Origin of the sequence: Herpetosiphon sp. (genome assembly GCF_003512625.1) — a bacterium.
GTDB lineage: Bacteria > Chloroflexota > Chloroflexia > Chloroflexales > Herpetosiphonaceae > Herpetosiphon > Herpetosiphon aurantiacus.
In genome coordinates this window covers 83,175-100,744 of sequence record NZ_DOPT01000010.1, presented here as the reverse complement: position 1 = coordinate 100,744, position 17,570 = coordinate 83,175, and the positions used below count along the sequence as shown (strand labels likewise).

The following is a 17,570-nucleotide window of genomic DNA, read 5'->3' as shown; positions in this document are numbered from 1 at the left end:
GCGGCATTAAACCAAATGAAAGTCCGCGAAAGGAGCGATTGATGCAATACGTGGATCTGGTGATCAAGGGCTATCTTAATGCTTCAAATTATTTTCAGATGAATGTTCAAATGCGCGGTTTGGTTTCCGATGGTGGTGCGGTTGATAACATTCCAATTAGTTTAGAAACGATTACCAAATTGCGCGAACGCTATCAACGCTTGATCAAAGACTTTCATCACAGCATCTACAACCATGCGAAGCCTGAAGATCCGAGTATGTCCAGGTTGCTCACACAGGCTGCGGCTGTGGCTGTCTACCACTCTGCCGATTCGATCGAGTCCTTGCGGGCCTTGCGATCGGCGTGCGGAGAGTTTATGACGGTATGGGATACGTCAATTAAGCCACCCGCCTTGTTTCAGGAACACTATCACCAGCTTTGGCAACTTGGTAATCAAATGCTGCAAATGCTTCCTGGTACAGCAAAAACTATTCTGCGTGACAGTATTTGGCAAACCCAATCACGCCAAGCAAAACAGGGTTTACGGGTTATTCTCGATGTTGCTGAGAATGCCCGTAGCCTGCTTGACTTACCATGGGAGTTGTTGGTGATTCCCACAGCGCATCAAACACTGGCGGCCCAGGGTATCGAGCCGCTAAATGAAGCTGAATTTTCAACCCGTTTTTTGTTTTTGCACCATCATATGGTGTTAATTCGCCAAGTTTCGAGCATGCTGCCCTATCAGCCAATTACAATTGACCGTAATTTAGCGTTACAAGTTATTGCGGCACCGTTAGTCCGCTCGCCAATCGATACCAGATCGTTTATTGCTGAATTAGCCCCCTTGTTTGCTGGCGAAACACTTGAGCGCTGGTGGAGCAGTGATCCAAATACGATTGAAACATTGCATAAGCGCTTGCTTGAACATCAACCTCAAATTGTCCAATTGTTGTGTCATGGGCATTCGCCCAAGCCCGAAGCCAAACTACAGCGTCATGATATGCTTGTAACCTATATTCTGAATAATCAACAGGTGGTTTATCGAGTTAGCTCGCATGATCTTTGGCCGATTCTGAGTGCTTCGGCACGGCTTCAGTTGGTTGTCTTAACGGTGTGTCATAGCAGTGGTGCGCAACAAACCGAAGAAAATACGGCAACTGTTAGCAATATTGCCTACGATTTGGTGCGGGCTGGCGTGCCAATGGTTATTGGAATGCAAGGAGCGATTGCCCAACATGCCGCCGCACGCTTCTGTGGAGTTTTATATACGGCCTTGCGTGAAGGCCATACGATCGAATGGGCGATCACGGCGGCACGGGCGGCGCTGAGTGGCAATCGCTGGTTTATCGATTGGACAATTCCCGTGGTGTATCGCCAAGCTGATCAACGTGAACGCCCAGCATGGCATACCCGTTTGGCCGATTTTCTTGATGCGCGGTTACTTTCCCCTTCCTATCGCCGTGGTTTTCGAGCTGCGGTGATTGTGCTCGCTTTGGGCTTGATCATTGGTGGCTTGAGTCGCGCAATCTTTTGGCCTAGTCAATTGAGGGTCAATCTTGAACTATTGCGCACTGGAGCGTTTCTGTGGGCCATAATTGGGGTGACTTGTACCCTACTGGTTGATCACTTTATGACCAGTTGGCGGCCCCCTCATTTAGCGCCGCATGAAATTGTTGCTCGTCGTTATGCTAGCCGTGGTGGAATGTTGTTAGGCTATGCGATTGGCGGCTGGGCTGGGGCATTATTGCTTGGTGGGCTGTTTTTGAGCATTGGCGAATTAATCAGTCCACCGATTTGGCAAGCGCTTTTTCTGGGGCTGGTTGGTTGGTCGAGCTTGTGGGGCTATGTGGTTGCCCGCTCGGAAAGCCGTGCTGCGCATAACAATTGGCGGCTTTATCCGCAACTGTATGTAGCCAAGAATGGCTGGTTGTCGGTGTATCTTGGGATGCTCCTGCTGCTCTTTATTGTGCCATTGGGTCTGTTGACCGCCTATGGTCAAAGTCTGGTTGGGCTTATCTTGAGTTCAGGTTTGGGCAGCGCAGCGATGGGGGTAACTGCGCTGACCATGATCTACAGTTTTGATCGTGAACGGCGGGCTAAGCTGGGTTAGGAATTGCTACCAGCGTAATGCTTGTGGTGGGAAAGCTGCTTAATGGTCCAAAGCGAGTTTCATGGTAAGCGCTATTCGTGCCAATGATCGGAAGCTCAGTATCGCCAAGCAAGACGGCAACCGTCCAAGGAGGCCCGCTCGCTGGGGCTAAAGTAACCACAATTTCCAACTGCGTAGCGGAGATAACTTCAAGCCAGACGTGCACCGACAGATCGATTGCTGCTGGTGGGTGTTCAATCACATCATAAATATATTCCAAATCTTCATCATCTAAGCTGAGGATTGCAGCTTTTGGTTGGGCTAAGGCTGGTAATGGCAGCACCAAGCGGCTCAATATAGCCTTGGTTCGTTCGAGCAACGATGGCCCAGCCGCTTTTTTAGGCGGATAAACCCGATCAAACAAATCGATTGGTGGGCTAATGTGATGGTCGATCACTGGCTGCGTTTCATATTCTTTAAGCGTGTAATAAAGTTCATCGTATTCATCAACCAGATCATCGTAGAAATCCAGCGCTGCATACACATCGGCGTAGCGCGTTTCCAGATCAGGCTCATTATCGAGTTCTGCTGCTACTAGGGCTGGCAACTTATTGCGTGCCTCATCAAGTGAGAGCCGAAATGGAGGATTTACATTTTTATTGTTGTTCATGGATACTCTCCAGCAATTCACGCAACTTGGGGTGGTTTCGGATGATCTTCAGGGCACGATATTTTTGTGAGTGGATAGTATGAGGATCAACATTGAGTTGTTGCGCAACTTCGTGAGGTGGTGAGCCATCAATTAGATGCTTACAAATTATAACATACTGCGCGTTCGAAAGCACTTCCTTTAGTAAGGGCTTAAATAGGGTAAGCATCAAATGCCGTTCGACCAACGCTTCTACATCGATTGTGCTTGCCGCCGTCTCGGCTGTTTCAAGCGCGACTTGCTGACTTCTGAGCTTGCCAGAATAGAACCGTTTACGAAAATCTAAGACTTGGTATCCAATCCAAGCAGCTAACTTGTGAGGTTTCTCAACCTTTTCAGGGTTGGTGATGAGCCGCAGCGTTACCTCTTGGGCAATATCCTCGATATCTGCTTGATCAACGCCTCTGGCGATGGCAATATTGCGAGCTATGCACCAAATCTCGGCACATGCCCGATTGGCTGCACTCCGCGCAACCGGATCATCGGGGTTGTGGATGGCAAAGACAATCGTGTCGTAGATCAGCCGATTGTAGCCATGTTTAATTGCATTAGTAATGCTGGTGGGGTCTGAGGTTGGGGCGATGCTTTCGGCGATTGTTTGAATAAAATTGAGTTCCTCGGACGCTGTAATAAATTGCCAATTATAGCGTCGTTTGGTCTCATGCCAATACTTGCCGACGTTCTCCAGAAATTCCGGCATGGCTGCATCCTCGTACAAAAGCTAACAAGCCTTGGGATACCGATTGGTACGATGAAGAATACGATGCGATCGTTTCATATCAAATAGGCCTGAGCATTATACCAAAAAATGCCTAACGTTTAAGTAGAGTCACCATCAAATCCTTGGTTGCCCAACAATAGGCCTAAGCACTGTTATCCGTACTAGTAATGGCAACGATGTCAGGGATGATGCCTTTCAAACGTTAAGAGAGTAAGCCAATCCATAATCCTACGGATTGGCGGGCTGAGTGTGTTTGTTCTTTCGTCGCTATTTCAATCGATTTTAGCAAGGCAAGCGAATGAAACTCGCGGTTGCCTGCTCTTTGTTTCCCCATGTGGTCATCGTTCGGCCCAGGAAGGAGTTGTTGTGTGACCGATTTTTTGTGCGTTCCAATTCAGCTTGATGGGTTATTCTGCCCCACAGATCGCCTTGTACTTCAACCAAATGTTGACCCAATGCGGTTGCCATATCGCGATGGGTCGCTCGAACATAATGCAGCCCAAGCATTTATTAGTGAAAATGCGGTTGTGCAGCCTTTCGATAATCGCAATTTTTATTTGCACGCTGGTTTGCATTTGCACTGGTCGTTGCCCGATGCCTTGGGTTTTGGCCGCCAAACTGCTGATGGCATTAGATTCCCACGTGTGCCCAATCGTTGGTTGCTTTCGCGCCGCTTGGCCGATGGGCAATTAACTCAATGGGTGATCGAAAGTGATTATTTATACCCAATTGATGCCCGATTAAACACCCATGCTGTGGCGATTCCTAGTGCTAATCCTCAAGCCGAGCGCCCATTTCGCTTTCTTGGTCGCACATTGCCACTGGCGCAATGGCTGAACGCTCCTGCAGGCGAGCGCTATCCAAATTTAACCGTGCTTGGGTTTGGCGAGCCAAGTTTTGCCTCGTTTTATCCCAATAGTTTTAGTGTCTTTGGTTTTCACGATGCCGAGTGGCAACATTTACCTCCCGAAGGCACAACCTATGATCTGCTTGGTTGGTATAGCGATCTCAATGACGATCCGATTCGCCAACTGATTGCGCAGCCTGGGCTGAATTTCGCCCCAGCCTTGTTGCAAGCGATTCAAACGAATTTTCGCTGGCAATATAGCGTCGATTCAGACCATCTGCCCGACTCAAGCTTGTGTTATGGTCGTTTGGCAATTGCTACTTCGGTGCTTCAGCCCAATCTGGCGCTGGAAATGCCGATGAGTGTGGCCATTGGTACAACTGGCACGGAAGCGCTTTCGGCCTATTTGGCTGCAACTTTAGCCCCTGAGCAAAAATCAATTGCCGAAGATCAGCTTGAAGCGGCCTTGTTGGCTGATCGGTTGGATCATCGGGTATTGGATATTGGACCAGCATTTTATGAATTGCGCCATGAAAAGGGCTTTAATGCCTTAAATGGTGGAATTCGCTGGTTTTTGCGCCCGCGTGCATCAAGCGAGCAAGCCCAAGATCAAACCGAGGTTCGTTTGCCCAGTGAACTTGCCCATGCACTCAATCAGCTTAATCGTACCCAAGCAGCCTACGATCGGGCCAATGATGAAGTAACCCAGCGTCGCGAACAGCTGTTTGCCGATTGGTACAAATATATGGTGGCGGCCTACCCGCCTGAGGGTGCGATTGATAATTTTCCTGATAGCGACTTGGTACGTTCGTTTATCGAGCACTATCCCATGCGCCAACTAACCCAAGCCTTAGCGGCAACTGGTGAGTTGCAAATTGGCTTTGATGCTGATGGCGAGCTTTTCGCCAATGGAGGATCATCAGCCGCAGGCTCGCTTGCCTATCAAGTTGCTGAGGCAATTCAGTCTGTTCAACAGATTTTAGCTACCTATAATCAGCCGCTACCTGCCAATCAACAATTAGTGTTACGGCAATCTTCGGCTCCACGTTTTTGGCAACCAAACGAGCCAGTTGTGTTGTTAATTGGTGCAGCGGCTAAGCCCAGCGATCGCCATGGAGCCGATGGGTTGTTGACGTGCCAACTTCTGTTTGGGCATGAACTGGCCGAACTTTGGCAGAACCCAGCAACCTTGCAAGCAGTGTTTGATCAATTGATCAACGCCGATCCAACGGTGGTCAGTCGCTGGGAGTGCCAGCCTTGGCATCCGCTGCGCTTGGAATGGGAGGTTGAAGTATTTCCGCTGGATGGCCTGAATACGATCGATGGCCATAATCAAGCGATTGAGCAGGCGTTTAGTGCTAACTATAGCCTTGGTGAGCAGGCAGTTGACCTAGAGATTGTGCCCGAACGCCAACATTTAACTCGCTCGGCCTCGTTATATAGTGGTTTTTCGCTGCTGACAGGTCACGCCGCAACCCAATATCAACGCCAGCTCGCTGCATTTCAACAATCTGCGCTGGCTGATAGTAGTTTTTCAATTTATCAGCAGGCGGCTGAACATATTAATCATCCGAATTTTCATTGTTTGGCTCAAAGCTTGGGTGGTTTCAATGCAGCGTTATTGATGCAGCGCCAAACCTATCAGCTGCCGATTCGTGAGCCTTTGGGGTTTGCCGATTATCAGGCGTTTACGGCCCAAGTTGCCCAAGCAGTTGCCGCCGAAAATTGGGCTGCCCCCCAGCCGTTGAACGATTTTCTGCCAATTCGCACGGGCGCTGTGCGGCTGCAACGTTTGCGCTTGGTCGATAATTTTGGTCAGGTGCATGATCTCGATTGTAGCCAGGTTATCCGACCTGAAGCGATGCAAACTCCCGCTAACCCAAGTCTGGTTTGGTTGCCACCACGCTTTGTTCAGCCTTCACGGGTTAATTTGCGCTGGCTGGCTGCCGCCGATCAACAGCTTGAGATGAACGATCATCCGCTGACTAGCCCAATTTGTGGATGGTTTTTGCCGAATCTGCTTGACCAGAGTGTTGAGATTTATGCGGCTGATGGGCAGGCGCTGGGCTTGATTGATCGGCGTGGCCATTGGCAGATGGCCCCCGCCAATACCCAGCCGGCGACCCCTGAAGCAATTGAGCAGCCAATTTTGCGCCAAACCGTCCAGCGTTTGATTGCTGCAGGCAGCGACTTTTTGCAGGCATGGCTTGATGGCATCGAGCAAGCGGCTCAGACGATTGCCCCAGAACAAGCCACTCAACATAATCAATTGGCCTTATTGATTGGCCATCCTTTAGCGTTGGTGCAAGCTAGTTTAGATGTGGAATTGCAAGGTCTACCAGCTTTAGATCAATCGTGGAATAGCTTGCGAGCCGATTTACAAACCAGCCAGCGTGATAACGACCGTTTTGCCTATGCTCGCGTGCCTTTACGGCTAGGCGAATATCATCGCTTTAACGATGGCTTGATTGGCTATTGGTTGACGGATGATGTTAATTTCTATTTGCCGCAAGTGCATACCAGCGCCCATGAATTGCTCAAAACCCATAGCGAAGCCCCACTGAATATTCCATTATCGCCGCTTGATCCAGCGCTGATTGTAACCATGCTGGTCGATCCACGTGGCCATGTGCATGTGGCTTCAGGCATCAATCCCTTGAAATCGATCTCGATTCCGGCAGAGCAATATCAAGATGCCTTGGGTGCGTTGGCGATGAGCTTCCTAACTGCACCAATTTTGAGTGATGATATTGTGCGCTTGCCGCAGCCAACTGTGCCAGGCTATAGCTGGCAGTGGGTTGAGCGCCACGCCGAAACTTGGCGTGTGCTTGGTCAACAAGGCCAACTGTCTTTTGCCACTGTGCAAGCTTTTGTAGGCGAGCAAGCTGCTGAGGTTTGGCAGTGGCTGCACAATGCAGGCTGGCTCACCACAATCGATCCTTCGACGGCTTTAGTCGTGGCTCGCGATCAGCGGCCTCATGCCGAAGTGCCGACCACTATTCAACCATTGCTACCAGCGCTTGAATATTTGCTTGAAACGACCTATTTGCATCAGCCTGATGGCCAAGCCAGCTTTGCCCGCCGCTTACAACTGCGCGAAGGGTGGCTCCGGCTGCAACCGCAAGCTCAGCAAATTTAGCTTTTAGGAGCATTATTAATTATGACAAATCCATTTGCGCAAGCATTAACTCTTTATTTACCACTTGATAGCATGGGCATCAACAACACCAGCGTCAGCGATCTTTCGGGCAACCGTAATCATGGCACAATTCACGGCAATGTGATGGTTGTGCCTGATGATCAGGTTGGCAGTTGCGCCTGTTTTGATGGTCAAAGTTGGGTCGAGTTAGCCAATCCATTTGCCAGTGCCAGCGATTTTACGCTGGCGTTGTGGGTGCGGCCAACCCGCTTCGATGGAGCCTACCATGGTTTTATTGGCAAGCAAGCCGCCGAAGATTTGTATCGCAAACCAAGTATGTGGGTGATGGGTGATGGTGGTTTGCATCTTGATAGTTACTCGTCTGATGGAACTCGCTTTCATTATGAATTAGCAGGCTTTTTTGCTCAGCCAAATGAGTGGGTGCATGTGGCCTGGGTTAAATCGGGCACGGCCTATACAATCTATCGCAATGGGGTGGCCTTTACCGAACGACCAGCCCCTGCCGAAGTCTATGTGCCAGCCAGTAGCTATTGGCTTGGCAAAGTCGATAATTTGTTTGATGGATGCTTGGCGCATGTGCGAATGTACAATCAGGCGCTTGATCCTGCTGCGGTGGCCGATATTGCCGCCCATGATCGGGTCGCTCGCATGGTGTTTCGGGCAAGTTATCCGCTTGATTTCAATTTGCTGAATTCGCAGCAAGAGCCAAATCTCAACCCTGGCACAAACCCATTGACCTTGACCCTGACCAATGCCAGCGCCCAAAGCATCGAATTATCGCCGCTTGATCGCAGTGCTCCAGCGCAACAGCAACACTTCAGTTTTAGTTTTCGCCCCAATTTATTGGCAATTAACACTGGAATTGCAATTGATCATCCGGCTTGGCAGGTTAGCACTCAGTCAATGAGCGATGGCCGCATGAATATCCTTGTTCGCTCGACCGAGGCTCAAACGTTAACTCCCAATCAAACCTTGCGCTTTGCACTGAGTGGGATTACGGTTTTGCCTCAAGATGGCAGCCACTCAACCCAAATTGAAATGCAATATAGTAATTTACGCTATGTTGGTGAAATAAGTCTGTTAAACGGAAGTCGTCTGCAACGCATTAGTATTAGTACCGATGATAGTGCCTTGGATTTGCCGTTGCACCTGAGTTTGAGCAACGGTGCAACAATTCTCAACACCAACCAGCCCAACCATTTAGTTGCCCGAATAAGTAACACCTCAACCCATAGCACATTGCACTTTAATCAATCCGAGCCACAGAGCCACTTAATTGTGCGGTTTGATGGCAGTGCCAGTGCTGAGCCATGGGCCTTGGCAACGCCCGACCAAATTAATGCGATTACGATTGAGGTAGCGGGCTGGGATGTGCAACGTCAACAGCAAGCTGGTCAAACGACGTGGGTTTGTCGTCCACTCAGCGATGTGGCTTTGGCTCCAGGCGCAGCGCTTGACTTACAGATCAACAATATCGTGACGACCCACCCGCAAGGCAATACGACCCTGTATGTTGTGGTGCACGAGCTGCAAGGTTTCAACGATACCACCTTAACGACGACAATTACCAAAACCTCGATGAACACTATTAGTAACGCTGGGCAAACTCAAAATACGCTTGCACTTGGCGAAAATGGCTTTATCAGCGGAGCGGGCTACAACACCTTGGTAGCTCAAACGACACTGAGCGGTGGTGGTCGAATTAGCTGGCGCAACCGTAAAGTTCGCTGGACGCAGCGCTTTTTGGCGATTAGTATGGGGCATACTGGCTTTCCGGTTGGACACTTTAATATTGCATATCCAACTGCACCAATTCCTGCTGCCGATTGCTACGATAACCTCGAACGACCAGTGAGTGATGGCATCGAATTGCGTGATTGGGAAGCGTTATATGCGATTTATACTCCCAGCACCAGCCCCAGTACCACCAGTTTACGAATTGTGCATTATGCCAAGCCTTTCAATCTTGAAGGCCGGGCAGTGCTGGTGGCCGTTTTTAATGCTGATGATCGCACCTTGAAGCTTGGCTCTGGCCTGACGTTGAGCCATCAAGGAACCTATTCCAATGGCAGCCCAATTCCATGTGGCACCATTCAAATGTGGTCGGGCATGGAAGTGCCTGAAGGCTGGGCGATTTGTGATGGCCGCGAAGCCAACGGCTTGCGCACCCCTGATTTGCGCAACCGCTTTATTGTTGGAGCTGGGGCCAATTACGATAGTGGCAACCTCAGTGTTTATGGTACGAATCAAGGTACAACTGGCGGCAGCGATGTAGTGGCATTAACCCTCGATCAAATGCCGCGCCACACCCATGGCGGTTCAACCAATGCCGCAGGCGACCATAGCCATTGGGTTGAAGGCACTGATGCCGATGGCTTAGCCAAACGTCGCCGTCACCATTGGGGCGATACTACCGTCGATATGGGTTTTGGTGGTGGCCGCAACGCCGACCCTAACGATGAACGCTGGCGTGGCCGGGTCAATACCGATAATGCTGGTACCCATAGCCACGGCCTGATGATTGGTGAGGTTGGTGGTAGCCAAGCCCACGAAAATCGCCCGCCATTCTATGCGCTCGCCTTCATTATGAAAGTTTAATTGAGGAGTTGCCAACTATGCCCCAAGAAAAATTTGATCTGTACTTTTTGGCAATGGGTCAGGGTGATTGCACCTTGGTTAAATGCCCCGACGATAAAGTTGTGATGATCGATTGCGGCAGTGATCGTGGCTTTGATGATGATTTAATTACTAGTGGTAGAGCCTTGCTCCGCAATTTGATCGGAGTGACTAACTTAATTGATACAGTGATCCTCACCCATCATGATGGCGATCATTGCAATCAGTTGGGGACCTTCTTGTTTAACGATCCATCTCCGCATGTGCAAATTAACCGTATCTATTACAGTAACCCTTATTCCTATAAAAATGAAACGTTGCGAAATAGATGTCTCCAACGTTATGCGATCAAAGATTTTGTGTTAAAAAAGAAATTTGGCAAACCTTTGATTAACGAGGTGGTCATTAATGAAACAAATTCGTTTGTAAATACATGGAATAATGTTTTAGGGTATGGTAAAAATGACGCAATTAAGAAAAATATTGTGAATAATCGATTAACCATCCTTAGTGGTACGAGTACTGTTGGTAATAAAAATTGGAGTATTAGCATTATTGCTGCTAGTGTTCCGCATGAATCTGGCTCACCAAGTAATGCGATTAATTCGGGATCAATTGTAACCTTACTCGAATTTGATGGCCATAAAGCCTTGATTTGTGGTGACGCAACGATTGATACCGAGCAATTTCTGCTTGATAACCATGATGCAGCCATTGCGAATCTAAAACTTATTCAAGTTCCACATCATGGGTCGGATACGTCTTCATCTCAAGCCTTTGTTAATAAAACTGATCCGAATGCTGCGGTTATTAGTGTACAGTTTTTGGAACATCATCATCGGCTTCCAAAACGCCAAATTATGCGTCGTTGGACTAATATTGTGACGGGTGGCAAACCTCAACATGCATTAGATTCGTGGCGCTCGGATGCTCCAGCCTTTAATACATTATCCAACACAATGCAACAAACGATTAAGAATGAAGAAGATTTTGATGAGGATGATAAAACAATCTTTGTTGGTAGTAATTTCTGGCATTACCTTGATGATACTGAGGGCGATTATGGAGTTAGTTACCCGAATTGGATGCTTAATCGCGAGGTTTATACCGATAATCTTTGGCAAACCTCGATGCTTGATGGCACGCTCTACTATACTTTTACATTGCCTCTCTAAACGCTTATTCTTTCAAGGAGGTAATTTATGGATTTTGCGCAACTAGAGGCAATGTTACAGGCAAGTTTGAGTAATCAGGTGTTTAAATTTGCTCTCAATCAATTAAATGACCTGATATTAACAAAATTAGCTGATGATTATTTGCCTAATGGCGAGCTTCACCTTGAGCATGTGCCAGAAATTGGCAAAGATGCTGCTGCTCAACGTTATACGATCGTTGGACAAGGCTTGAGCACGCCATTCAAGGGCTTGACGACAACCTGTACATTCCAGCTTGTTGCTGGGGTGTGGCATGTCCAGTTGGCAGCAGAGGCAGCCTTGCCCAATCCGATTGGCTTAGCGTTTGCCGAGGTCAACGGCTCATGGCTGGCCGAGTTGCCGTTTCAGGCTCGCCCACAATGGCGCTTGGTTTCGCACCCGACCCCAGCATTAACTTTAACTGGTGTTGCTGATTTTACCCATTTAGCTGGCGGTATCGCCAATTTGCTTGGTCAGCCAACCCATGAGCTTACTGGCGCGTTTGAGTTAGCCAAGCATGGGGCCAATTTGCAATCGATCGAGCTTGATGCCCCAGTGCTTGGGCCAACTGATCTTGGCCTGTTCCAGGTCAATCAAGTTGTGTTGGGGGTGAAAAGTGAGCTTGTGCCTAGCCTCAAGCCGCCGAGCCAGTTGATTCCAGCCTTGGTTTTGGCCACCTCAATTCCTTTTCATGCGCAGCAGCAAACCTATAATCTTGGTTTGGCGGTCTATGCCCGTAATTTAGCTCAAAATTTGCATTTTCGGCTTGATCTGAACCAAGTGCTGCAAGCTGGCTTTGATGAATTGGCAAGTTTGGTCCATGGCTATAGCTTGGGGCAACTGATTCCTCAAGGCTTGCACGTAGAAGATTATTTTACCCTGAGTGATTTCTTTTTCGATTTCGATTATCAGAATCCACATAAAATTTCATTGATTGGGCTTGATGTTCGATCAACCACAACCTGGGATATTTTAACCTTTCCAGCTGGTAGCAAAGCATCGATTGGCAATATTCTGCTCGCATTCCGTTTATCCGAGCCACTTAGCTCTGAAATTAAGCCATTTTTGGCGGTGAGTGGCGAAGTTGTGCTCGATACAGCAATTTTGGATATTTCAACCAATTTGCCTGATTGGGAATTTCAAGCCCATTTGCGCGAAGGCACGACCTTGCATGTGGCCAAATTGCTTGAGATGACGCTTGGTCATTCGGCGCATTTGCCTGAATTGAATATTTATGATCTCTATTTTGGTGTATCAAGCGAAGGATTTACGTTTCACGCTGGAATCAGCGATTTATGGGAACTTGTGCCAGGCAAATTGCGCCTTACCGATTTAGCAGTAGGCTTGAATTATGCAACGGCTGATGGTGTGTATCTTGGCATTGAAGTTGGCTTTGATCTACTTGAAATAACCGTAACCCTTACAGGGGAGTATCAATCAAGCCAAGCAGGCTGGGCTTTAACTGGCAGCACTGGCTATGAGCAACCAATTCCAATTGGCCAGCTGATTGATGATTTGGCCAGTAAATTTGGCGCAATCACCTTGCCCACACCGTTAACTGGCTTGATTATCAAAAATATTCATGCTGGCTTGAATACTGGCTCATTTGATACAACCTTTGATTGTGAGATTGATTTTCCGGTTTCAGCTAGCCAGCATGTGGCATTGCTGCTCAAACTGGCGATTATTCACGAATCAAATGGCATCAAAGCTGATTTCAGCGGGCATATGACCCTAGGCAGCTTGATTTTCGATCTGCGCTTTCATCACGACCCCAGCCATAACGCCTTTATTGCCAGCTATAGCCATAGCGCTGAACAAGCGGCCATCCATCTGCGTGAGCTATTGGGCTATGTTTGGGCTGACGTGCCCAGCGCCATCCCCGATATTCAAATCGATTTAAAAGATGTGGTATTTCTCTTCGATAACACGGGTAATGTGAAGGTCTTTGTGTTTGGCTTTGACCTTGGCGCACGGATCAGTTTGGCCGATTTGCCCTTGATTGGCTCGAAGTTCCCGCCTGATTGGACAGTTGGGCTTGAGAATTTACAGGTGTTGGTGGTTTCGGGGGAGATCCCCAAAACGACCATTGTCAGTTTGAATGCTTTGTTGCCAGAGACGGTTACTGGCTTGCCCGACCAAGATTTGACCAAGGGCTTGAATATTACGGCTAAATTGCAACTTGGTAGTAGTCGCCAAGCCTTGAATTTGCCAATTGCTGGCCAAGATCAAACTGCGCCAACCAAGCCGACCACACCAACCCAAGCTGGGAGTAGTAGCACCGATACTGCCCAATGGTTTAATATTCAAAAATCGCTAGGCCCAGTGCATTTCGAGCGGATTGGGGTGCAGTATAGCGATAGTGTGCTGTGGTTTTTGATCGATGCCTCGCTGAGTGCTGCTGGCCTGACCTTGAGCATGCAAGGCTTAGGAGTTGGTTCACGCATCGATAAATTTGAGCTTCATTTTACCTTACGTGGCATCGGGATCGATTTTAAACGCCCGCCGCTGGAAATTGGCGGCGCATTGTTGCGGGTGCCAAGTGCCGATGGCGACGACTATTTAGGCATGGCGATTATTCGCGCTTCGTCATTTGGCTTAGCGGCGATGGGCGGTTATTCGACCTACAAAGGTTGGCCTTCGCTGTTTGTTTATGCCGCCTTGAATACGCCGATTGGTGGCCCGCCGTACTTCTTTGTGATGGGTTTAGCAGCAGGTTTTGGTTTCAATCGCGCCCTCAATATTCCACCAGTTGGCGATTTGCTCAAGTTTCCGTTTGTGAGCGAAGCGCTTGGCATTCGGCCCAATGGCACGACGATTACCGATGAATTGTTGGCCTTACACCAATATGTGCCGCCCACAACTGGGCAATTGTTCTTCGCAGCGGGTTTGCACTTTACAACCTTTAAAGTGCTTGATGCCTTTGCTTTGCTGACGATCTCGGTTGGTTCGAGCCAACTTGAGGTGAATTTATTGGGCTTGGCAACGGTGGCTGCTCCGCCAACCCAAGGCATGAAGGATGTTGATCCATTAGCTTCATTGCAATTGGCGCTCAAAGCAACGCTGGATTTGTTGCATGGCTATGTTGAGCTTAGTGGTCAACTCACCTCGGAATCATTTATTCTCGACCGCAATTGCCGAATAACCGGGGGCTTTGCGATTGCGGCTTGGTTTGGGGCTGAGCACACTGGCGATTTTGTGATCACCTTGGGTGGTTATCATCCCCAATTTAACGTGCCTAGCCACTACCCCAAAGTGCCTCGACTCGGCTTAAATTGGCAGCTTGCCGACACCCTCTCGCTCAAGGGCGGTCTATATTTTGCCATGAACGGCTCGGCCATGATGGCGGGCGGCGAGCTGCAACTTACTTGGGAAAGCGGTGATCTCAAAGCATGGCTCAAGGCTGGCATCGATTTTCTGATCGCATGGAAGCCGTTTCACTACGATGTGCATTTGTATGTCGATATTGGGGTTTCCTACACACTCCATTTCCTTGGCACGCATCGGCTTTCAGTCGATATCGGCGCAGATTTGCACATTTGGGGGCCAGAATTTTCTGGTATCGCCAAACTGGATCTCAAAATCTTCTCGTTTGAGATTAAATTTGGTGCCGCTGCCCCAGCCTTGCCCAAGCCAATTAACTGGATCGAGTTTCAAGCTTCGTTTTTACCAGCAAGCCAGCAAATTTTGAGTTTGACGGTTGAGCGTGGTTTGAGCGTTAGCAATCAAGCTCAGGCCGAACAACAACCATGGTTGATCAATCCTAAGGAATTGAGCTTAAACCTGGCAAGTGCGGTTCCGATTAGTACATTGATGCTTGGCTCAAACTCAATCAATCTGGCTACCAGTAATACCCAGCTTGGGGTTGCGCCGTTGAATCTTCCGTTGGGGCATTTGAATTCCGTTTGTACGATCAGCATTCGCCTGCATGATCAACCAGCTGAGCAGCATTTTCAGCTTGAGTTGCTGCACAAAAATGCTCCAGCAGCGCTTTGGGGCGATAATTTCATCCCTCAACCAAATAGCCCTAGTTTGGTCGATAATACCCTGAGTGGAGTGCGCATTGTGCCGATTGCCACCCATAGCGAGGGTGAAACCGCTGGAATTGACCCGCAAACCTTGCTCTTTGTACCCGAAGCCAAGCCTGAAACATTCGCTTGGAAGGCAGCGGTGAACTATACAGCTAGCGCTGAAACGCCAACCGAGCGTGAGTTGATGATGCGGAGCAACCTTGCTAGCGCCGAGGTGCAGACGGCCCGCAGCCAATTGTTGCAAGCATTGGGGCAAACCGCAATCTGCAGGATCAATCACGAATATCTTGATGGTTTGGCTGATGTACCGCAGCTTGGAAGCTGGACAATAGGGAGTTAGCGATGAGCAACGATTTGATTTTTGCTGAGCATCATTTGCCAGCCTTACCGCTTGGGAAATATAGCCTGACGGTTACCCAAACCCTGAGCTCAACTGGCCAATTGCCTGCTGGAGCTGAGCCAATTCGCCAAACGGACTATCGGACGACTGGCGAAATGTTGATTAGTGGCGAGCGTTGGAGCTTGCCCGAAACGCTGATTGGCGCGGTTTTTCCGCCAGTTGGCAGTACGGGTGATCATTCGACAACTTTGCCACACATTATGCTGACCCGCTCGACCTTGCCATGGGAACGCACGGCGCAGGCTAGTGGCCAGTTGCCTTGGTTGGCGCTTTTAGTCTTCAATGAGGACGAAAAACCGACTCCCAAGGTGTTGAAACGGGCAGATTTAGCTGATCCGACAGTGCTGTATCAGCTGCCGACCAGCGAATCGAACGAAACGGCTGCGGATTTGGTAACGGTGATTGATCTACCTTGGGCTACTTTGCAACCCTTGTTGCCAACGCTTGCTGATTTACCGTTGCTGACCCATGTGCGGCGAGTTGACGTAAATGAACAGGCGGTGGTTTGGGCCAACCGAATTCCCCAAGCCGATCGGATGAGCACTGTCCATTTGGTGTCGCTTGAGCAACGCTATGATCAAACAGGGTTTATGGCTGCTGGGGCAAGTGCTGAAACGATGGTTCGTTTGGTGAGCTTGTATAGTTGGCAGTTTGCTTGTGTGGCTGAAGGTCAGCGGATTGAAGAATTGCTGACCCATTTGGATGTGGCAACGATTGGCTTGCCCAGCATCAACAACCCTCATGCTGATGCATTTTTGGCTCAGGGTGCGGTGTTGTTACCGCATCATTTGCGCAATGGCGAACAAACGGTTGCCTGGTATCATGGCCCGTTGCGTGCATCCCTGCAGGTGGCTGCTGCCAATTATCCCCATGCGGTCAGTGCCGATAGCTTGTTGCGGTTTGATCAACGGGTAGGCGTGTTTGATGTTTCATATGCGGCGGCGTGGGAGTTGGGGCGATTGCTCGGCTTACAAAACCAGCAATTTAGCCAAGCCTTGTATGCTTGGAAAAGCCAACAAGCGAGCCAAAGTGTTTCCCGCTTACAAGCGCGTAACACCCGCTACGATCATCTGCCTAGCTTTGGTCGTCAGGTTCGAGCGCGTTCGTTAAGCGAGCCAATTCCGCCAGCGATTATGAATTTTGTGCGGCGACTGAGTTTGCTCGAAGGTGTGCCATTTAGCTCATTGTTTCCTGATGAGCGCTTATTGCCACTCGAAAGCATTCGCTTTTTTAGCCTCGATCGGGCTTGGCTGGCAGCATTAATTGATGGGGCTTTGAGTATTGGTCGGGCTAATATCGACCATGGGAACGATGGCTATTTACGTTTGCAAATTGTGCAGCAGCTGAATTTACCTACCAGTATTTCTGGTTTTGCGATTCGTTCGAGTGTAATTGCTGGCTGGTCAGCGCTAGAAATTGAAGCCAAATCGAGCGCTGGCAGCCGCTTGGAGCACTTAAACGAAGACACAATTCGACTTGGTGAAAATATGCTGCTGTTGCTGTTTGCTGATGAGTTAGCGAGCCTCAGTATCCATCAACATGCGCAAACTATCCACTTTGGGCTTGATCGCGATAGCAATGGTTGGCACAAAACGTTGCGCAATGGCAGTGAGATTCGGCCATTAGCATGGCATGATCAACAGCGCCAAATTCTGGATGTTGCCCAGCTTGCCAGCCAGATGAGCCAAACCCTCAATCAACCAGTTCATAGTGGCAGCTTTGCACTGCAGATGATTGAAGGCGTGGCGCGGGTAACGTTTGAACGTCGCTAGCAGGTAATCATCGCTGGACTGGTCACGATCTAACAGATGATCGTGACCAGTC

8 protein-coding genes are annotated in these 17,570 nt (G+C 49.1%); 6 read left to right on the top strand and 2 right to left on the bottom strand.

Annotated features, from left to right (window positions below):
• The first annotated feature begins 41 nt into the window (after positions 1-41).
• The gene (locus DEF47_RS02015; protein ID WP_012189533.1) at positions 42-2,090 is read left to right on the top strand and encodes a CHAT domain-containing protein; all 2,049 of its coding nucleotides are present in this window, start codon (positions 42-44) and stop codon (positions 2,088-2,090) included.
• Here the strand turns inward: DEF47_RS02015 and DEF47_RS02010 are convergent.
• Both DEF47_RS02010 and DEF47_RS02005 read right to left on the bottom strand, forming a co-directional pair.
• Entirely contained in the window at positions 2,077-2,739 is a 663-nt protein-coding gene (locus DEF47_RS02010; RefSeq protein WP_012189534.1) for a hypothetical protein, read from the bottom strand. The genes DEF47_RS02015 and DEF47_RS02010 overlap by 14 nt on opposite strands.
• A complete protein-coding gene (locus tag DEF47_RS02005; RefSeq protein ID WP_012189535.1) occupies positions 2,726-3,478 on the bottom strand; it encodes an RNA polymerase sigma factor in 753 nt (250 codons plus the stop codon). Before DEF47_RS02005 ends, DEF47_RS02010 begins: the two co-directional genes overlap by 14 nt.
• 389 nt (positions 3,479-3,867) lie before the next feature.
• Here DEF47_RS02005 and DEF47_RS02000 point away from each other — a divergent pair, with 389 nt between their 5' ends.
• The 5 genes from DEF47_RS02000 to DEF47_RS01980 are packed head-to-tail and all read left to right on the top strand — an operon-like array spanning position 3,868 to position 17,518.
• Positions 3,868-7,485, top strand: coding sequence for a hypothetical protein (locus tag DEF47_RS02000; RefSeq protein WP_012189536.1), 3,618 nt, complete (start codon positions 3,868-3,870; stop codon positions 7,483-7,485).
• Positions 7,486-7,506: 21 nt separating this feature from the next.
• The gene (locus DEF47_RS01995) at positions 7,507-10,104 is read left to right on the top strand and encodes a LamG-like jellyroll fold domain-containing protein (protein ID WP_012189537.1); all 2,598 of its coding nucleotides are present in this window, start codon (positions 7,507-7,509) and stop codon (positions 10,102-10,104) included.
• 17 nt (positions 10,105-10,121) lie between these two features.
• Complete coding sequence (locus tag DEF47_RS01990) at positions 10,122-11,297, top strand: ComEC/Rec2 family competence protein (protein WP_012189538.1); 1,176 nt, start codon at positions 10,122-10,124, stop codon at positions 11,295-11,297.
• A 27-nt stretch (positions 11,298-11,324) separates the two neighbouring features.
• Positions 11,325-15,686, top strand: a complete 4,362-nt coding sequence (locus DEF47_RS01985) for a DUF6603 domain-containing protein (protein ID WP_012189539.1) — start codon at positions 11,325-11,327, stop codon at positions 15,684-15,686.
• Between the two features lie 2 nt (positions 15,687-15,688).
• Positions 15,689-17,518, top strand: coding sequence for a hypothetical protein (locus DEF47_RS01980; protein WP_012189540.1), 1,830 nt, complete (start codon positions 15,689-15,691; stop codon positions 17,516-17,518).
• Positions 17,519-17,570: the final 52 nt, after the last annotated feature.